This is a genomic window from Winogradskyella sp. (assembly GCF_013042245.1).
GTDB lineage: Bacteria > Bacteroidota > Bacteroidia > Flavobacteriales > Flavobacteriaceae > Winogradskyella.
Genome location: NZ_JABDQL010000110.1, coordinates 1 through 19,753, shown reverse-complemented (window position 1 = coordinate 19,753; position 19,753 = coordinate 1). Strand labels below are relative to the sequence as shown.

Here is a 19,753-nt window from a genome sequence, read left to right as displayed (position 1 = left end):
AAGGTTATTTATACAGACAAATATATAGATGACAGTATTTATGCTGGTGTAGATAGAGTTAAGGCAGCTTATTTTGAACATAACAAAGAGCCTTTTTACGCCTTTGAATTTGAAACGGATAGCCTCAAAGGTATTATTGATTATTTTAATGATGAAGCGAAAAACCTAAGACGCGCCTTTTTAAAATCGCCGCTACGATTTGGGAGAATTTCATCAAAGTACAACCTTAAAAGGCGTATTGCTCATTATGGATATCGAGTTAAGGCGCATCGCGGTACTGACTTTGCAGCACATAATGGCACACCAATTTTAGCTACGGCAAATGGTACAGTAACCAAATCTTCATATACTCGTGGAAATGGTAAATATGTAAAAATTAGACACAACGCTACTTACGAAACTCAATATCTGCACATGTCTCGTCGTAAAGCAAAAGTAGGAGAGTTTGTAAAACAAGGCGATGTTATTGGTTATGTTGGCAATACTGGAAGCTCTGCAGGAAACCATGTGTGCTACCGTTTTTGGAAAAACGGAAAACAAGTTGACCCATTTAGAGAAAAATTACCTGAAGCTAAGCCGATTTCGGATAACCTAAAAGCTAAGTTTTTAGACTACATAGCCCCTATAAAGATACAATTAGATAATATTATTTTGGTTGAAGATTCACTTGAACCAAAAACTGAAGAAACCCTTTCAGAGATACAATAATTATGGCATTAAAAGCAACCAACCCAACGACGACTAAAGCTTGGGAAAAATTAACAGCACACTTTTCAGAATTAAAAGATGTGCATTTAAAAGATCTATTCAAAACTAACCCTAAGCGTGCGAAAGAGTTAACGGTTATTTGGGATGATTTTTATGTCGATTTTTCAAAAAATAGAATCACAAAAAAAACATTGAGTCTATTGACTGAGTTAGCCAATGAACTCGATTTAAAAGATGCCATTTCAAAATATTTTGAAGGTGATATTATTAATCAAACCGAAAATAGAGCTGTTTTACATACAGCCCTTAGAGCTCCAAAAGATGCTGCTGTTTTTGTAGATGGAGAAAATGTGATTCCGGAGGTATATGCGGTAAAAGAAAAAATCAAAAATTTCACCGAAGCTGTAACCAGTGGATTCCACAAAGGTTACACGGGTAAAGCAATTACAGATATTGTAAATATTGGTATTGGTGGTTCGGATTTAGGACCTGCAATGGTGGTAGATTCGCTTCAGTTTTATAAAAATCATTTGAATACGTATTTTGTAAGTAATGTTGATGGTGATCATCACCAAGAAGTGGTTAAAAATCTAAATCCTGAGACGACACTTTTTGTCATTGTTTCAAAAACATTTACAACACAAGAAACCTTGTCTAACGCCAACTCAATAAGAGATTGGTTTTTACAATCACAACCAAAAGAAGCAGTTGCTAATCATTTTGTAGCAGTGTCTACAAATATTGAAAGCGTTAAAAATTTTGGTATTTCAGAGAAAAATATCTTCCCAATGAAAGATTGGGTTGGTGGTCGTTTTTCATTATGGAGTGCTGTTGGTTTATCGATAAGTTTGGCATTAGATTACGATAATTTTGAGAGTTTGTTAGAAGGTGCTCACAAAATGGATGAGCATTTTAAGACTTCTGATTTTGAACAAAATATTCCTGTGGTAGCTGCACTTTTAACCATTTGGTATAATAATTTTTTCGAAGCAGAAAGTGAAGCCATAATTCCATACACGCAATATCTCAATCAGTTTGCTACCTATTTACAACAAGGTATTATGGAGAGTAATGGAAAAAGTGTTGATAGAGATGGAAATCCTGTAAACTACCAAACAGGAACTTTGATTTGGGGTGAGCCAGGAACAAACTCACAACATGCATTTTTTCAATTAATTCACCAGGGTACAAAATTAATTCCGACTGATTTTATAGGTTATGTAAAATCACTTCATGGAAATAAAGACCATCATGATAAGCTGATGTCTAATTATTTTGCACAGACAGAAGCTTTAATGAATGGTAAGACAAAGAAAGAAGTAATGATTGAATTGTCTGCAAATGGAGTAACAGATAAAGAAACGGACATGTTAATGCCATTCAAAATTTTTGAAGGTAACAAGCCTACGACATCTATTTTAATTCAAAAATTAACACCAGAAAGTTTAGGAAAATTAATAGCCATGTATGAGCACAAAATCTTTGTTCAAGGTATTATATGGAATATTTTTAGTTATGACCAATTTGGTGTAGAGCTCGGTAAAAAGCTGGCAAAGACTATTTTGGGAGAGCTTGGATCGTCAAACATTTCTAGAGAGCATGATGGCTCTACACAGAATATGCTTCGTTTTTATAGTAAAAAGTAAATTTTATTACAAAAAATCAATTAATTTTTTTATTTAAGTGTTAAAAAACTATGAGATTCTAACAATTTAAGAATGTTAATATTTCTTAACATTTAGTTAATGTTTTAGCTTAAGTATGTTGTACTTTTGCACCGTTAAATAACAAATTCAACTTAAAACAAAATGAAGAAAATTACACAATTCCTAGTAATGACTGTCGCGATGTTATTTGCGACAATGTCTTTTGCACAAGGTGTTACTACATCTTCAATGGGAGGTCAAGTAACTGACGAAGCAGGTGAACCTTTACCAGGTGCAACTGTTGTAGCTATCCACTTGCCAACTGGTAGTAAATATGGTGCAGCTACAGATTTTGATGGGTATTACCGTATGTCAAACATGAGAGCTAGCGGGCCTTACACGGTGACCATATCTTATGTAGGCTTTAAAGAATTTAAAAGAGAAAATGTATTCTTACAGTTGGGAAATACTGAAAGAATTAGTGTTCAACTAAAGGAAGACGCAAGTGTACTAGATGAGGTAGTAATTACAGCAAATAGAACAGGAATCTTCGATTCTAACAAAACGGGTGCTTCAACTAATATTTCTAACAGACAAATAACGACCTTACCAACAGTATCACGCTCCATTGCAGATTTTGTTAGAGTAACACCACAAGCACAAATTTCTGAAGGTACTGATGGGTTTTCAATATCGTTAGCTGGTCAAAACAATAGATATAATGCTATATATGTTGATGGTGCAGTTAATAATGATGTTTTTGGTTTAGCAGGTAGTGGCACTAACGGTGGTCAAACAGGAGTGAATCCTTTTTCAATAGATGCTATTGAGTCTTTTCAAGTAGCTATAGCTCCTTTTGATGTTAAAATATCAGGATTTGCTGGTGGCGCTATTAGTGCTGTTACGCGTTCTGGTACCAACGAGTGGACAGGTTCGCTCTATGGCTTTTTAAGAAACCAGGACTTGGCTGCTAAAACACCACCAGATCTTGTAAGTACAGGAAATAGTAGAGAAAAATTAGGTGATTTTAATGCTTACAACTACGGTTTCAGAGTTGGTGGTCCAATAGTGAAGGATAAGCTTTTTATGTTTTTAAACTATGAAAGAGAAGACAGAGAAACTCCACAGCCTTTTGATGTTGGGATTTATACCGGAGATAGTGACGTAGCAATGTTAAATCAACTATCTGATTTTGTTCAAAATACTTATGGGTATAGTCTCGGTGGTTTTGATGGGAGTGCTCAAACATTAGTTAGTAATAGAATTACAACCAAATTTGATTGGAATATTAATGATAATAATAAGTTAACATTATCTTGGAGATATACCGATGCCGAAAATTTAGAGGCTAGAAGTTCTAATGCAAATAGTATTGGATTTATAAATGGTTCTGAATTATTTAACAGTGTTACAAATTCTGCAACTTTAGAGTTGAATTCTATTATTGGTAATAGATTTGCAAATAGCTTTATTGTTGGTTACACAGGAGTAAGAGATGATAGAGATCCTGCGGGAAGTCCTTTCCCATCGGTACAAATATCTGATGGATTAAATCCATTCTCTGGTCAAGGAATCAGCTTTGGAGCTGAGCGTTTTTCTACCGCTAATTTGTTAAATACAGATGTGCTTACAATTACAAACAATTTTGAAATATACAGTGGAAGACACACAGTTACTATAGGAACTCATAATGAGTTTACAACAGCAAAAAACTTATTTTTCCCTAGTAATTATGGGTATTATATATATGATACTGTTGATGATTTTATTAACGGTGCTGAGCCATTTGTATATGAAACTGGCTATTCCGTTGCTGATAGTAATAGAGCCGTTGGAGATGAGTCTTCTGGATCGGCAGATTTTAAATTTGCACAATTAGGATTCTATGTTCAAGATGAAGTTCAGTTTTCTGATAATTTTAAAGTTTCTGCAGGTTTACGTTTTGATGTTCCTATTTGGGAAAATGGAGCAGTTAACGATGATTTTAATACCAATGCCGTTGCCGCATTTGAAGCAGCAGGTAAAGATTTACAAGGCGCACGTGTTGGTAAAAAGGTAAATACAACTGTACACATTTCACCAAGAATAGGATTTAACTGGGATGTTAAAGGCGAAGGTAAAACACAGATTCGTGGAGGTTTAGGTATTTTTACCTCTAGATTACCTTTGGTTTGGCCTGGCGGAACATACAATAATAATGGTGGAGCCACAGGAGGTTTTACTGATGAAGGAGATGTGACTGGCCCTATAACTTTTAATCCAGACGTTAATACACAGTTTCAACATTTAGTTGCTGGTTCAAATGATTTCGGTGGAAACGTGGATTTATTTGCTGAAGATTTTATGTTACCTCAAATTTTTAAAATGAACATAGCAGTTGACCAAAAGTTACCATTTTGGGGTCTTATTGCATCAGGAGATTTTATCTGGAATGAGAATATAAATGCTATATTTTATGAAAATTTAAATACTGCAGCTCCTACAGATAATTTGGAAGGGCCAGGAGATACAAGACCTAAGTATGGATCAAGAGTCACTGGCGATTATGGTAGAGTGATATTAGCTTCTAATACTGGTGAAGGTCACTCATGGAATGCTTCATTTACCCTAACAAAGCCAACGGAAAATGGATTTAATGGAAGCTTAACGTATTCTTATGGAGAGGCAGAATCAATATTTGATGGTACATCATCTCAAAATAGTTCACAATGGAGAAATATTCAGACTGTTAATGGTAAAAATTCACCAGATTTATCTAGATCTGATTTTGCGCAAGGACATAGAATATTAGCTACAGTAGGTAAGGAGTTTAAGTGGAATGATAATGTAAAAACTTATATTGGCTTAGTCTACGAGGGGCTTAATGGCCAGCCATTTTCACATGTTTATTCGGGAAGAAGACTTTTAAATGACGATTCGAGAGATAATGCATTAATTTACGTACCTGCAAATCAGTCGGAAATCAACTTACAAGATCAAAATGCTAATGGTACTGCAGACGAGTGGGCTGCTCTTAATGCATACATTGAAGGTGATGATTATTTAAGAAGTAGAAGAGGAAATTATGCAGAGCGTAATGGAGACAGAAACCCATGGAGCAATGTTGTTGACTTAAAGTTTTTACAAGATTTTAGTTTTGATATAAATGATAAAAAACATACGTTACAATTATCATTAGACATATTTAATTTCACTAATTTAGTTAATAAAGATTGGGGTAAGCGTTTTGTAAACTTCAATAACTTTTCTTTCTTAGAAAATGTATCAACTAGTAACGGTGAGACAAATCCTGTATTTAGGTTTAGAGATAACGCTTCTAGAGAAGTAATAGATGATATAGGTCTTTTATCTTCAAGATGGCAAATGCAAGTAGGTTTAAGATATTCTTTCTAAGATCTAAATCTAATAAGCTTGTTTAAAAGTATAAGAAAAGCGCAACTTTATAAGTTGCGCTTTTTGTTTTTGTACTGTCAAGATTATGAGTCTACTTTAAGTTTTTCCATTCCAAACTTTCCATTACCCGTTTAATATCATTCCTTAGATAAATTGCTGCAGGATAAATAGAATCGTAGTTAGGTTTTGCATAGAAGTACAAAGAGCCACTTAAAAAATGATTGGTACTGTCAGTAGCATAAAACTGTGATTGTGAAGCAGCATTGCCACCTACCTCATAAAACATTCCATAAACGCGCTTTTCTGGGTTTGAAAAGAGGTCACTGACTATTTCATCTGCCTTTTGTGTATGCTTCTGAGTTAAATTTTGAGCATCTCTAAGTAATTCTTTCAGGTTGTCTTTAGTTACTTTCTTATAAGTTAAATAAACCGTTCCTTTAAGTTTTGGATATTCGATGTCTACGCTGTAAGAATTTCCGTTTTCAGTGGTTTTTATTTTAGAAATAGGCTTTGCTAATTCATTTTTTTCAAAGGAAAAAGGCACAGGGATATTGGCGCGCTTGTATTGAGGTTTTGGATATTCGAGTCTAAGAAATGCTTTTGGTTTTGGTAGTGTATCTTCTCCGCAACCAAAAAATGTTAACGATAGTATGGGTATGAGTATTTTTTTCATAATTAGGTTACTAAGCTTCTAAAATCGTTAATTTAATTTGTTTAATCCTTTTTCTCTCAATAGCTTCTGTAGTAAAAACGTAATTTTCAAAATATATTTTACTGCCAATTCTTGGAAAGCCTCCTGAAACTTCTAAAACAAAGCCTGCAATGGTTTCAGCTTCACCTTTTTTTTCTTCAAAGATTGAAGTGTCTTCTAGTTCAATAATCTTATAGACATCTTTTAATGGTGTCTTACCATCAAAACGATAATTAGTATCATCTATTTTGATATGGTTAAGGTCTTCTACATCATATTCATCACTAATATCACCAACGATTTCTTCAATAATATCTTCTAAGGAAATAATGCCAGAAGTTCCACCATATTCGTCTACAACCACGGCCAAATGCACTTTTTTAGCCTGAAACTCCTCCATTAGGTCATCTAGCTTTTTATTCTCAGGAACAAAGAAAGGTTCTCGTAAAATAGTAGTCCAGTTAAAAGATTTTTTATTGATATGAGGTAATAAATCTTTTACATATAGGATACCTTTTATTTTATCTACGCTTTCATCATAAACAGGTATACGAGAGTAACCATTGTCTATGATTTCCGGAATTATGGTGTTAAAATCTTCGTCGATATTTACAGCAAAAATATCCATACGTGGGCGCATGACTTGTTTAGTGTCTGTATTGCCAAAGGAGACTATGCTTTGTAAGATTTGTTGTTCTTCCTTAGTGGTGTCATTATCATCTGTTAACTCTAAGGCCTGCGATAGTTGGTCTACACTAATATTTGATTTTTGTTTACCTAATTTATTTTGTATTTGAATGGTGATAAAACGCAATGGCATACTTACAGGAGAAAATATAACGCCTAAAACTTTGAGAGGTTTTGCCATAGCCATAGAGAATTTAACGCTATTTCGACTGGCATAAATTTTAGGTATTATTTCTCCAAATAAGAGTATTAAAAACGTTGCTGTAGCAACTTCGAGTAAAAATCTAATCAAGTAATTGTCAATCATAGAAAAAAGAAATTCACCCAAATAAGCAAACAAAATCACAATAGCAATATTTATAAAGTTATTAGCTACCAGAATTGTGGCAAGTAGCTTTTTTGGTCTTTCTAAAAGAGAGGTGATAATCCCTACACTCTTAGCATGTTCTTCGCTAACCGTATTTATATCAGATTTTGTGAGTGAGAATAACGCAACCTCGGCACCAGATATTAATGCCGAACAAAATAATAATACAACTAGTATTAAAACACTTATTAAAAAAGAGCTGTTTTCAGAAATTATAATAATTAATAAACTACTGGGTTCAGGATCCAAAATAAAATGGTTTTATTTTTAAAAGCTAAAATGGTAAATCATCATTATCGTCAGTAATAGAAGCATCACTTGCTGGTTTAGCAGTAGCAGGTGTTTGTGCTGTGTTTTGAGGCGCGGGATTAGTTCCTTGCTGTTCGTTTTTATTACTTAAAAAGGTAAAGTCTGTACATTGTATTTCCGTAGAGTAGCGTTCCATACCTTTGTCGTCTGTCCATTTACGAGTTTTTATTCGTCCTTCGATGTAGACTTTATCACCTTTACTGAGATATTTTTCGCAAATTTCAGCCGCTTTATTACGTACAACTATATTGTGCCACTCGGTGTTAGAAACACGCTCATTAGTTTGTTTGTTTGTATAGGTCTCATTTGTGGCAAGTGGGAAGCGTCCAACACAATTTTTATCATCAAAGTAGTGCATCTTTACTTCGTCTCCCAAATGGCCAATTAGCATTACTTTATTTAGTGTTCCAGACATAATTTTCGGAATTAATTAAGGGTCAAAATTAAACTATTTAATTCTGTTCTTTAAAAATAATAAAAATTATGTTTAGATGAATTTCAGAATTTAAATTTTGATATAAAATCATGAATCAATGCAGGTACAGGATAGTCTTGAAGTTTGGAATTTGAAATACCAGCCTTTAAATCTTCATATGAGTTAATTATCCAAAATTTTGTGTGTAGGTGTTGGTGAGATAATTTATGAATCACATCAGCTTCATTATATAAGCTGTAATCAAAAGTGCGTCCTTTTAATAATTCAGTTTCATTTGAAAGCTTTTCAAATTCTTTAATACTTAAGCTATTTTCAGATTCTATTAATGGAAACTGATACAGGTTTTGCCAAATACCCTTTTGGGTTCGTTTTTGGAGTAGAGTATTCTTTTTAGAATCTATAAACACCAAATAGTTAAAATATCTATTTCTAACTTTAGTCTTTTTCAACTTAATGGGTAACTCAGAAATTTTATTTTTTTGAAACGCCACACAAGCCGATTGAAGTAGACAAAGTATACAATAAGGATTTTTAGGTTTGCATTGTTGTGCGCCAAACTCCATTATAGCCTGGTTAAACACTGCCGGTCTCTTTTTGTCTATTAATTCTGAAGCTAAAACCTTAAACTCTTTTATACCTTTGGTTGAATTTATAGGTGTGTCAATACCAAAAAAACGAGACAAAACTCTATAGACGTTACCGTCTACAACGGCAGTGGTTTCTCCAAAAGCAATGGATGCAATAGCGCTTGCCGTATAATCGCCAATACCTTTGAGTTTAATAAGCTCAGTGTAAGTATTTGGAAATTTTCCGTCCAAATCGTTAGCAATATATTTGGCAGTATAATGAAGATTGCGAGCTCTAGAATAATATCCTAAACCTTGCCAAAGCTTCAAAACGTCTTGTTCATCGCTTTTTGCAAGGTCAAAAACTGTAGGAAATGTTTTGACAAATGATAGATAATAAGGTAAGCCTTGCTTCACTTGTGTCTGTTGTAAAATAATTTCTGATAGCCAGATGAAGTAAGGGTTTGTAGTGTGCCTCCAAGGCAAATCTCTTTTGTTGTCTGAATACCAATTAATTATGTTATTTGTAAAGTTCATTTGTACTATGTGTAAGACATTACAAACATAAAACTATATACGCTTAAATTTTAATGAATTACGCTTGAAATATTGAAATTAAATTACATATATTTGCTATCCCTAAAAATAGTAGTAACGCAAACAAATTAAAAAAATGACAAAAGCAGATTTAGTAGCTAAAATTTCTGATAAATTAGGAATCGAAAAAGGTGATGTACAAGCTACAGTAGAATCTTTTATGGACGAGGTAAAAACATCTTTAGAAGGTGGGGACAACGTTTATTTAAGAGGTTTTGGAAGTTTTATAATTAAAACAAGAGCGGAAAAAACAGGCCGTAACATTTCTAAGAATACAACAATTAAAATACCAGCTCACAACATACCAGCATTTAAACCAGCTAAAATCTTTTTAGAAGGTGTAAAAGCTAAGGTAGAAGTGAACTAAAAACATAGTAAATATTAATTTAAAAAAGATTCATTTATGCCAAGTGGTAAAAAACGAAAAAGACACAAGGTAGCGACGCATAAGCGTAAGAAACGTAGACGCGCTAATCGTCACAAGAAAAAAAATTAATCGATAAAAGTAGTTGATAAAGCTACTTTTTTCGGTTTTAAAGAAACGTTCTTTGATATAGAGTTTAAGATTGTATTTAATAGAGTATAACTTAAACTTGCTGGATATTACATCCTGTGTCAAATAATTAAGTAAAATCCATCTGTCTCAATTAAGAGATGGATATAAATTAACATTATGAACAAAGAATTAATCGTAAGATCGAGTTCAGATATTGTTGATTTTGCCTTATTAAAAGATGGAAAACTTATTGAATTGCACAAAGATGATGAGGATAATAACTTTTCAGTTGGTGACATTTTTATTGCCAAAATACGTAAAGTTATTCCAGGCTTAAACGCCGCATTTGTAAACGTAGGTTATGAGAAAGATGCATTCTTGCATTACCATGATTTAGGACCCCAATTGCCATCTCTTTTAAAATTCATTAAACGTGTAAGCACAGGGAAATTAAGAGATTACTCTTTAAAAAACTTTCCTTTTGAAAAGGATTTAGACAAGCATGGTAAAATTGCTGATGCTATAAAGTCTAACCAATCACTACTGGTTCAAGTTGTAAAAGAACCAATTTCTACCAAAGGACCTCGCATTAGTTCAGAATTGTCTATTGCAGGGCGTTACATTGTTTTAGTGCCTTTTTCTAACCGAATTTCTGTTTCTCAAAAAATAGAATCACAAGAAGAAAAAGACCGACTTAAGCGTTTGGTAAAAAGTATTACTCCTAAAGGTTTTGGTGTTATTATACGCACCGTAGCCGAAGGCAAAAAAGTAGCAGAAATTGATAGTGATTTACAAAATTTGCTGAATAGATGGACAGCAATGTGTAAAAAATTGTACAAAGCTCATCATCCCACAAAAGTGTTAGGAGAAATGAATAAAGCATCCTCAATTTTGAGAGATATCTTTAACGATTCGTTCTCCGGAATACATGTAGATGACGAAGTATTGTACAGTCAAGTAAAAGATTATGTGCAACAAATTGCACCAAAAAAGGAATCCATAGTAAAACACTACAAAAATGGAATGCCAATTTTTGAAAAATTTGGTATAGAGCGTCAAATAAAAACATCTTTTGGTCGTACAGTAAGTATGGCAAAGGGTGCCTACTTGGTTATAGAACATACCGAAGCACTACATGTCGTAGATGTTAATAGTGGTAATCGTTCTAACAAAGAAAAAAACCAAGAGGATACCGCTTTAGAGGTAAATTTAATATCTGCTACCGAGATTGCTCGTCAATTGCGTTTACGTGACATGGGCGGCATTATCGTTGTCGATTTTATAGACATGAGCAGAGCAGAAAACCGAAAAAAGCTCTACAATCATCTTCGTGATGAAATGAAAGATGATAAAGCAAAACACAAAATATTACCGCCGAGTAAGTTTGGATTAGTGCAAATAACCCGACAACGCGTTAGGCCAGAGCGTAATATTAAAACAAAAGAAGCAAATCCTGATGCTATCGGCGGTGCAGAAATTGAAGCACCAATTAAAGTGGTTGAGCGTATTAACCAAGACCTGAAGCGGATTTACAAAAAAGACTATAAGCAGGTGGCATTGCACGCACACCCTTTTATAGCGGCCTTTTTAACCAAAGGGTTTCCATCGGTACGTTCAAAGTGGTTTTTTGAACACAAAAAATGGGTAAAAGTTTTACCTAGAGATGCTTACACTTATCTTGAATATCATTTTTTTGATAAAAATGGTAACAAAATCAAATAATATCTATTAGTAAAAAGCCCTTTTGAATACTTCAAAAGGGCTTTTTTTGTTATAAAAAATCCTTTTATCGCAAGATGAAAGGATTAATTGATTTAAAACTAAATTGTATGTCCGTAATCAGTAATAATTTAGATTTCAAACACATTCTGTCACATTGAGGGTGGTCGAAATGCCTTGTAAAACAATACTTTAGATTTATCGACTACACTTCGACTACGCTCTGTGACCACGCTCTGTGACCACGCTCGAAATGACAGAGAAATCATTATATTTTTCAATTTATGATTAAAAAAGGATAATCAATTAGTTTTTTCATTGCTTTCAATGTCTTTACAAGAAATCGAAATATGTGATTGTAAAGCAACAAAAGCAGTTAAATTATTGTACCTGTGTTCATATTCGAGCTAATGGTAAGCTTAAATGAGTTCAGCGCTATGTTTGTAATGGTTGCAAGAAGAATTTTAGCCAAACTACAGGTAAGTTTAGCTTTGCTATCAAGAAAAAAGATAAGTTAAAGGGTTATTTATACTGTTTATTATCTGGCTATAGTATTCGCAAGAGTGCTAAGGAAACAGGGGTTTCAATTCAAACTTCTTTTGATTGGCGACATAAATTACTAACTGAACTTGCAAGAAGAAACTGGACAATTACACAAGAGATTATGTTAATAAGGATAAATCAGTTATTCATATTAAATCAATATATGAGAAAGTACCACTTACAGATTTTGATTATTTCAGTTTGGCGCAGTTTTTATCGTATTATGCAAATGTTGAAGCTGCTGCAGAATTGTTATCCGATAAGGCTAGACAAATTGAAGTAGACGAAGATTTGTTATTTTACTATCTAAATCTAACACTAATAAATAAGGATCTTACCAAAACAGAGGCGTATCGCGCTATCATGCTTAATGCGGTCAATATTAATAAAAAACGATATTGTCAATTATTTGATTCTCCTGAGAAAGATGGAGTGACATTTCAGCTTCTAAAAGATGATTACCTAAGAGCTAATTATTGTGAGAATTGTAATGATTAAACTATCATACTTATAGAATAATCACTATTTAATAAGTTTTTCTAATCGTTCTATAAACCTGTCCTTATCTTGCAAACGGGCTTCGTATAAGTCTATGGTTTTTTGAAAATAATTTACAAATATTGAGAGATGGGTTGATGGTTATTAGAAATATAAGTCACCAAATACCTGTTATTCTCTTTTTCAAAAAAAACATACCATGTCGTCCTATTACTGCTTTTGTAAAACATATAATAACTACCGTAATGAACAAGTCATTTTATATGGAAAAATCGAAATATTATATTCTATAAAGTCAACAAGATTGTCTTTGTAATCTATTGCAGATTTCATAAACCCGAAATAGTTGGCTTCATAAAGTTGAAATACTAAAACATTTAAATAAGTAACAATCTCTTTTTTATAGTAGACCTCTATTTTTTCCAATTTAAGGACTTAATGTAAGTAGTCGTTTCCTCTTTTAATTGCTTAGCAGTAATACTATCTTTAATAGCATGGTCAAAATTTTTACTTTTTTGCTTTTTGTATGCAAAAAGTTGCTCTATGATTGTTTTATTTTTTAAAGACGATACCATTCTATAAGTTCTTTCTTTTTTGCTAGTGTTGTCATTGTTAATGAGATTATAAGTTTAAAGATACAAAATATATTAAATTTACTACTACTTTACCAATGCTTCCAAACGCGCAATAAGTCTATCTTTATCTTGCAAGCGTGCTTCGTAGAGTTCTATAATTTTTTGATTTTGTTCTTTGTTTTCTTGGTATAGGTTTTCTACTTCTTGATTACCTATAAAAGTGCCTTTATCATTATTGTTTTGATGAAAAATATTGTTCGCTTTTACATCTAATAATTCAGTAACAGGAGTTTCCAAAATCTCTGCTAATTTATACAAGCGCTCCACAGTAAGCTTAGTGTCGTTTTTTTCTAATTTACTATAAGCTACTTGACTAATGTCTAATTCATGTGCTATATATTCGTGACTGTAGCCTTTTTGTTTGCGTATGCGTTTTATGTTTTCTATAATCATTTCCATAACTAAAAATTATAAATTAAAACTTAAAAGTAATAATTATTTTTCAAAAGTTATAGTAAACATAGTAGTTTTCTAAGAACTTCATAAGTTCAAAGTTTTTCGCGAAAATAAATTTTGAATAACAATAATGTTTAACTTTAAAATTTAAAAGTATGAATTTAGAAAATTTAGGCGTTCAAGAAATGAATGCAAAAGAATTAACTACTGTTGATGGTGGGATAATACCTTTATTAGTTTTAGGAGCAATGGCTGTAGACGCAGCAATATTAGGTACTATGGCTGGATATTTATACACTATGTACACAGACCATAATCATTAATAAATAAAATTAAATAATATGAAAAAAATAGAATTAAAAGGCTTAACAGAATCAAAGTATCTAGTTGATTTGTTACCAATAGAGTTAAGAGAAATTAATGGTGGTGTAAAACCCCCATGGTGGTATAGTCCTGCATTGGTAATTTATGATGCCTTTGAGAGCGGTTGGAACTTTGGCTCATGGCTGGCTGACCAAACTTGCAGCCATGAATCTTGTAACTCTTAGTTTAGGTTATTTTATTTTCTAAATTCTCTTTTCTAATAAAAACTATTAGAAAAGAGAATTTAAACTCAAAAGGTATGAAAGAAAAACTTAAATCATATATTTTTATTTCTTTAACTCTATTACTAATTTTTTCACTAGCATTTTATTTTGGTATTTTAATCGCTAAATCAATATAGTTTATGAAAATAATTGAACAAACGGTTCCTCAAATATTTAATAGTGATGATAATTCTGAGGAAAAATATGTAAAAGCAAAAATCAAGCAGAACTATCTAAAATCTAAAGAAAAAGAAAAAGTTGCATTAAGAAAACTTTATTTATATATTGTTTACAGGATTAGATGTAAATTATATGATATAAAAACATTGAAAAAATTATACTGAATTATTTTAATCCCCAGATGCTGCTAGTATGCGCTACCGCTAAGCTGTGCTTAGTAGCCTCATTACTAAAGATTATAATTATAGCTTAAAAGTTATTGAGATATCGAAAACCTTTTTAGACTTTTGCAGTAAAATCTGTCATTGCATTTTAGTCCAGACCCATTACACAATCTAGAAAACCTTAGCGCTAAAAACAACACCAAAAGTATATCCATTTACTTGGTCATTGTGTTGGTGCTTATTGGTATCTTGGCGTGTTTGCCAATTATTAAGGTAGACATTAGTAGTCAAAGCCGCGGTATACTGCGTGCAGCAAAAGATAATGTACCCATTAACGCAGTACTTAATGGTAGGGTTACCTATGCCAATATGGTAAATAACCAAGTGGTTAGCAAAGGCGATACCTTACTAACCATTATACAAGACAACCTAAAGGCGCAACAACAACTTAACGATTCCTTACTACATATTACCCAAACACAATATGCAGATATTACAAATTTACTTAATGGTAAAACCACAGGTTTTATGGATCCAATCATACAAGACGACTTTAACCGCTACCGCTATCAGAAACAAGAGCTACAAACACGGGTAAAACAAGCACAACAAATCTATAACCGTAATAATACCTTATTTAAAAAACAAGTGATTGCCAAAGCAGAGTATGAAACTCATGCCTTTAATTTACAACTCGCTAAAGACGCACTTTACAGTTTTATAAAACAGCAAAAAGCACAGTGGCAAAATCAAAAACGAGATATAGAAACACAAATTCAAAACCTTGAAGGACGTTTAAACCAACTTACCGCTGATGCCGATAATTACACTGTTACCGCACCAATATCTGGCACTTTAGAAAACGTGTTAGGGCTACAAGTAGGCTCTTTTGTAAATAGCCTACAGCCTTTGGCAACAATATCACCCAATAGCAATCTTATTGTAGAAAACACGGTGTTACCCAGTGATATTGGTTTGCTTAAAAAAGGACAAAAAGTACAGTTTCAGTTAGATGCTTTTAATTATAACCAATGGGGCATGTTAGAAGGTGAGGTTATAGATATAGACAATAATATTACATTACAAGACCAAGCAGCATTTTTTAAAGTACGTTGCAGTCTGTACACCAAAAAATTAGAATTAAAAAATGGCTATACCGCCCAAGTTAAAAAAGGAATGACCTTAACGACACGCTATTTTATAACCACACGCAGTTTATACGATTTACTATTTGATAAAGTAGATGATTGGTTAAATCCTAAACTAATAACACAAAATTAAGTAGTATGTCATGCTAAGCGCAGTCGAAGCATCTAAAAGATAGTAAATGCCAAGTATAAACATAAAACAACACGACATCAAAGACTGCGGTGCGGCTTGCTTGGCATCCATTGGTAATCATTACAAGGTTAATGTTCCTATAGCACGCATACGCCAATATGCCAATACTGATAAACGTGGTACAAATGTGTTGGGTGTTATAGAAGCCGCCGAAAAAATGGGCTTTACCGCCAAAGGTGTCAAAGGCGATTTAGACGCATTGTCTAAAATACCATTGCCTGCCATTGCCCATATTGTGGTTAACAAGCAATTGCACCATTATGTGGTAATTTATAAAGTGACCAAAAGTAACATCACTTACATGGATCCTGGAAAAGGGAAAATGGTCACCAAAAAAATAAGTGATTTTAAAGCCGAGTGGACTGGTGTACTTATTTTATTTGCAAAGGCTGAAGATTTTAAAACCTACAATGAAAAAACATCTGCCTTTAAGCGCTTTTGGGATTTAATACAACCTCATAAAACCATATTAATACAAGCCTTGATTGGCGCAGCGGTGTTTACAATTTTAGGCTTGGCTATGTCTATATATGTACAAAAAATAACGGATTACGTATTAGTTGGCGGAAACAGAAAACTACTTAATTTATTGAGTATTGGCATGGTTATTATTGTGTTGTTACAAGCGTATATTGGGAGTAAAAAAAGCATTTTTGTGCTAAAAACAGGGCAACTTATAGATGCCAAGCTAATTTTAGGCTATTACAAACATTTATTGCGTTTACCACAACGCTTTTTTGACACCATGCAAATAGGTGAAATTACCTCACGTATTAGCGATGCTGTAAAAATTAGAGCGTTTATAAATAATGTAGCTATAGATATGTTGGTCAATATTTTTATAGTGGTATTTTCCTTTAGCCTAATGTTTACCTATTATTGGAAATTGGCAGTGGTTATCCTTTTAGTGATTCCGTTTTACTTAGGTATCTATGCATTGATGAATTATTACAATAAGCGTGTAGAGCGAAAACTTATGGAAGATGCTGCCGAGCTACAAACCCAATTGGTTGAAAGTATTACACACGTGCGTACTGTTAAAGAATTTGGCATCGAAGAGTTTTCTAACGTTAAAACTGAAAATCGCTTTGTAAAATTGTTATTTACAACTTATACCTCTGGATTAAATGGTATTTTTTCCGCGACATCGACTAGTTTTTTAGCCTCTATTTTTACCGTTATTTTATTATGGTTAGGTTCTGGTTATGTCTTGGATGGTGAAATCACCACAGGAGAATTATTTTCCTTTTATGCATTGATTGGCTATTTTACTTCTCCAGTAGCATCCTTAGTAGGTATGAATAAAACCATACAAAATGCATTAATCGCCGCAGACCGTTTGTTTGAAATTATGGATTTGGAACGTGAAGAAACGACTAATAAAATGGCATTGTCAAAGGAGCAACTAGGCGATATTGTTTTTGAGAATGTATGTTTTAGATATGGTTCGCGGACACAAGTATTTTCAAATTTTAACGCTAGGTTAAAACAAAATGGAACAACAGCAATTGTGGGCGAAAGTGGTAGTGGCAAAACCACATTAATTGCATTACTTCAAAATTTATATCCTATAAAAGAAGGCAAAATAAGTATTGGTAAGTTTGATTTAAAACACATAGATAGTAGTAGTTTACGCCAATTAGTTGGTGTAATTCCGCAGCAGCTCAACTTATTTTCAGGAACTATTATAGAAAATATTGCTTTGGGCGAAAGTTTTCCTAATGTGCAACGTGTTCTTCAACTATCAAATACATTAGGTATTACCGAGTTTGTAGAAAAATTGCCTTATGGTTTTGAAACTCAAGTGGGCGAAAATGGCGCCATGCTATCTGGTGGTCAAAAACAGCGTATTGCTATTGCTAGAGCCTTGTATAAAAACCCTGAAATTCTATTAATGGACGAAGCCACATCGGCTTTAGATACTAACTCAGAGTTGATAGTTAAACAGGTTATCGACGATTTTAAAGCCCAAGGTAAAACAGTTATTGTTATTGCGCATCGCTTAAGCACAATTGCCAATGCCGATACCATTCTCGTTATGGATAATGGCAAAATTATTGAACAAGGTAAGCATGAAGACTTATTAGATGAACAAAACCATTATTACAACTTATGGAAAAAACAGAGCATAGTTTAAATTTTCTTTCTAAGTCTCGCCACAGGAATATCCAATTGTTCACGATATTTTGCAACTGTACGCCTAGCTATTGGGTAGCCCTTTTCTTTTAAAATTCTTGCTAATTTATCATCGGTGAGTGGCTTTTTTTTGTCTTCTTCCTCGATAACGGTTTCGAGTATTTTTTTAATCTCACGAGTAGAAACTTCCTCACCTTGGTCATTGGTCATAGATTCAGAAAAGAATTCCTTAATAAGTTTTGTGCCATAAGGCGTATCAACATATTTACTGTTTGCCACACGTGAAACTGTAGAAACATCCATTTCGATCTCGTCTGCAATATCTTTAAGAATCATAGGTCTTAACATACGCTCATCACCAGATAAAAAATAGTCTTTTTGGTAATGCATAATAGCGCTCATAGTCACAAAAAGTGTTTGTTGTCTTTGCCTTACAGCTTCAATAAACCATTTTGCAGCATCTAGTTTTTGTTTAATAAACATAACTGCATCTTTCTGAGACTTTGACTTTTCTTTCGATTCTTTGTAGCCTTTAAGCATATTGTTATAGGTGCGCGACACATGTAATTCTGGTGCATTTCTTCCATTTAAAGTCAGTTCTAACTCACCTTCAACAATTTTAATGGCAAAATCAGGAACTACATGTTCAACCATTCTGTTATTGCCAGGGTAAGAACCTCCGGGTTTTGGATTAAGATGTTCAATTTCAACAATTGCATCTTTAAGTTGGTCTTCAGTAATACTGAATTTCTGCATCAACTTTTTGTAGTGCTTTTTCGTGAATTGCTCAAAAGCATTATCGATAATTTTCGTTGCCAATTCAACATCAGGATGTTGTTCTTTTCTATGAAGCTGAATACTTAAACATTCTTGAAGATTTCGTGCTCCAACGCCAGCTGGATCTAATTGATGAACGATACCTAGTACCTTTTCTACTTCAGACTCTTCAGTATAAATATTTTGTGTAAACGCTAAGTCATCTGCAATGTCTGATAATGACCTACGTATATAACCACTTTCGTCAACGCTACCAACCAAAAACTGAGCAATTTCATATTCCTGGTCGTTAAGTCTAAACGTGTTGAGCTGATTGGTTAAATGTTGGGTGAATGATGTTCCAGATGCATAAGGCACAGATTTCTCATCGTCGTCTGCACTGTAGTTATTAGCATGTGTTCTATAATCCGGTATTTCATCATCGCTCAAATATTCATCTACATTAATATCGCCAGTGTCAATAGTTTCATTGTCGTTATATTCGTCCTGAGAATTGTCAAACTCATCAAACTCATCTTTGACTTCATTTTCTTTTCCTGTATCTAGAGCAGGGTTTTCTTCCAACTCTTGCTTTAAACGTTGCTCAAAAGCTTGAGTAGGCAGCTGTATCAACTTCATAAGTTGAATTTGCTGTGGCGATAGCTTTTGCGATAACTTAAATTGTAAGTACTGTTTTAGCATCAGTTGGTTGATTTAGCTTAAAAATAAAAAAACAATCTAAAACTATACCGTTATTAGATTGTTTTATAAAAAATGGCTATATTCTAATATATGACTGAATTAGTACTTGTTCTCCATAATTCCCAAGCGGATTGCCCTGTAATGGCATATAATGCAAACTCCTTTAGGCGTTGATTATTATTCTTAATCCGCTCAAGTAT

Annotated in this window: 17 protein-coding genes; 11 read left to right on the top strand and 6 right to left on the bottom strand. The window is 33.2% G+C overall.

What is annotated here, in order from left to right; translation table 11 throughout:
- The 3 genes from HKP48_RS08725 to HKP48_RS08715 all read left to right on the top strand — a co-directional run.
- Positions 1-708: M23 family metallopeptidase (locus tag HKP48_RS08725; RefSeq protein WP_296344902.1), on the top strand; the 708-nt coding region annotated here is incomplete at its 5' end.
- Positions 709-710: 2 nt separating this feature from the next.
- Positions 711-2,354, top strand: coding sequence for a glucose-6-phosphate isomerase (gene pgi, locus HKP48_RS08720; RefSeq protein ID WP_296344901.1), 1,644 nt, complete (start codon positions 711-713; stop codon positions 2,352-2,354).
- A 162-nt stretch (positions 2,355-2,516) separates the two neighbouring features.
- Entirely contained in the window at positions 2,517-5,747 is a 3,231-nt protein-coding gene (locus tag HKP48_RS08715) for a carboxypeptidase regulatory-like domain-containing protein (protein ID WP_296344899.1), read from the top strand.
- Positions 5,748-5,838: 91 nt separating this feature from the next.
- Here the strand turns inward: HKP48_RS08715 and gldD are convergent, their stop codons facing one another.
- The 4 genes from gldD to mutY all read right to left on the bottom strand — a co-directional run bounded on the left by gldD (position 5,839) and on the right by mutY (position 9,340).
- Positions 5,839-6,420: a gliding motility lipoprotein GldD gene (gldD, locus tag HKP48_RS08710; protein WP_296344898.1), complete on the bottom strand. Its 582-nt coding sequence runs from the start codon at positions 6,418-6,420 to the stop codon at positions 5,839-5,841.
- 10 nt (positions 6,421-6,430) lie between these two features.
- Complete coding sequence (locus HKP48_RS08705) at positions 6,431-7,741, bottom strand: gliding motility-associated protein GldE (protein ID WP_296344897.1); 1,311 nt, start codon at positions 7,739-7,741, stop codon at positions 6,431-6,433.
- Between the two features lie 25 nt (positions 7,742-7,766).
- Entirely contained in the window at positions 7,767-8,216 is a 450-nt protein-coding gene (ssb, locus tag HKP48_RS08700) for a single-stranded DNA-binding protein (RefSeq protein ID WP_296344896.1), read from the bottom strand.
- An 83-nt stretch (positions 8,217-8,299) separates the two neighbouring features.
- Positions 8,300-9,340, bottom strand: a complete 1,041-nt coding sequence (gene mutY / locus HKP48_RS08695) for an A/G-specific adenine glycosylase (RefSeq protein ID WP_296344895.1) — start codon at positions 9,338-9,340, stop codon at positions 8,300-8,302.
- A 136-nt stretch (positions 9,341-9,476) separates the two neighbouring features.
- On the opposite strand from mutY, the gene HKP48_RS08690 reads away from it, so the two are divergent.
- The 3 genes from HKP48_RS08690 (at position 9,477) to HKP48_RS08680 (ending at position 12,656) form a co-directional block, all read left to right on the top strand.
- The gene (locus HKP48_RS08690; protein WP_296344893.1) at positions 9,477-9,767 is read left to right on the top strand and encodes an HU family DNA-binding protein; all 291 of its coding nucleotides are present in this window, start codon (positions 9,477-9,479) and stop codon (positions 9,765-9,767) included.
- Between the two features lie 306 nt (positions 9,768-10,073).
- On the top strand, positions 10,074-11,618 hold the full coding sequence (locus HKP48_RS08685; RefSeq protein ID WP_296344891.1) for a ribonuclease E/G: 1,545 nt from the start codon (positions 10,074-10,076) through the stop codon (positions 11,616-11,618).
- Positions 11,619-12,359: 741 nt separating this feature from the next.
- Positions 12,360-12,656, top strand: a complete 297-nt coding sequence (locus HKP48_RS08680; RefSeq protein ID WP_296344889.1) for a hypothetical protein — start codon at positions 12,360-12,362, stop codon at positions 12,654-12,656.
- A gap of 659 nt (positions 12,657-13,315) precedes the next feature.
- On the opposite strand, the gene HKP48_RS08675 is transcribed toward HKP48_RS08680, so the two are convergent.
- Entirely contained in the window at positions 13,316-13,690 is a 375-nt protein-coding gene (locus HKP48_RS08675; RefSeq protein WP_296344888.1) for a helix-turn-helix transcriptional regulator, read from the bottom strand.
- A gap of 152 nt (positions 13,691-13,842) precedes the next feature.
- On the opposite strand from HKP48_RS08675, the gene HKP48_RS08670 reads away from it, so the two are divergent.
- From HKP48_RS08670 to HKP48_RS08650, 5 genes are all read left to right on the top strand, one after another.
- Positions 13,843-14,010, top strand: coding sequence for a class IIb bacteriocin, lactobin A/cerein 7B family (locus HKP48_RS08670; RefSeq protein ID WP_296344886.1), 168 nt, complete (start codon positions 13,843-13,845; stop codon positions 14,008-14,010).
- 18 nt (positions 14,011-14,028) lie between these two features.
- A complete protein-coding gene (locus tag HKP48_RS08665; protein WP_296344884.1) occupies positions 14,029-14,235 on the top strand; it encodes a hypothetical protein in 207 nt (68 codons plus the stop codon).
- 179 nt (positions 14,236-14,414) lie between these two features.
- Complete coding sequence (locus HKP48_RS08660) at positions 14,415-14,618, top strand: hypothetical protein (protein ID WP_296344882.1); 204 nt, start codon at positions 14,415-14,417, stop codon at positions 14,616-14,618.
- Between the two features lie 141 nt (positions 14,619-14,759).
- Positions 14,760-15,899, top strand: a complete 1,140-nt coding sequence (locus HKP48_RS08655; protein WP_296344880.1) for an HlyD family efflux transporter periplasmic adaptor subunit — start codon at positions 14,760-14,762, stop codon at positions 15,897-15,899.
- Positions 15,900-15,945: 46 nt separating this feature from the next.
- Positions 15,946-18,096: a peptidase domain-containing ABC transporter gene (locus HKP48_RS08650; RefSeq protein WP_296344878.1), complete on the top strand. Its 2,151-nt coding sequence runs from the start codon at positions 15,946-15,948 to the stop codon at positions 18,094-18,096.
- Here HKP48_RS08650 and rpoN read toward each other — a convergent pair.
- The gene (gene rpoN / locus HKP48_RS08645) at positions 18,093-19,553 is read right to left on the bottom strand and encodes an RNA polymerase factor sigma-54 (RefSeq protein ID WP_296344876.1); all 1,461 of its coding nucleotides are present in this window, start codon (positions 19,551-19,553) and stop codon (positions 18,093-18,095) included. The two genes, HKP48_RS08650 and rpoN, sit on opposite strands and share 4 nt — an antisense overlap.
- Positions 19,554-19,753 lie beyond the last annotated feature (200 nt).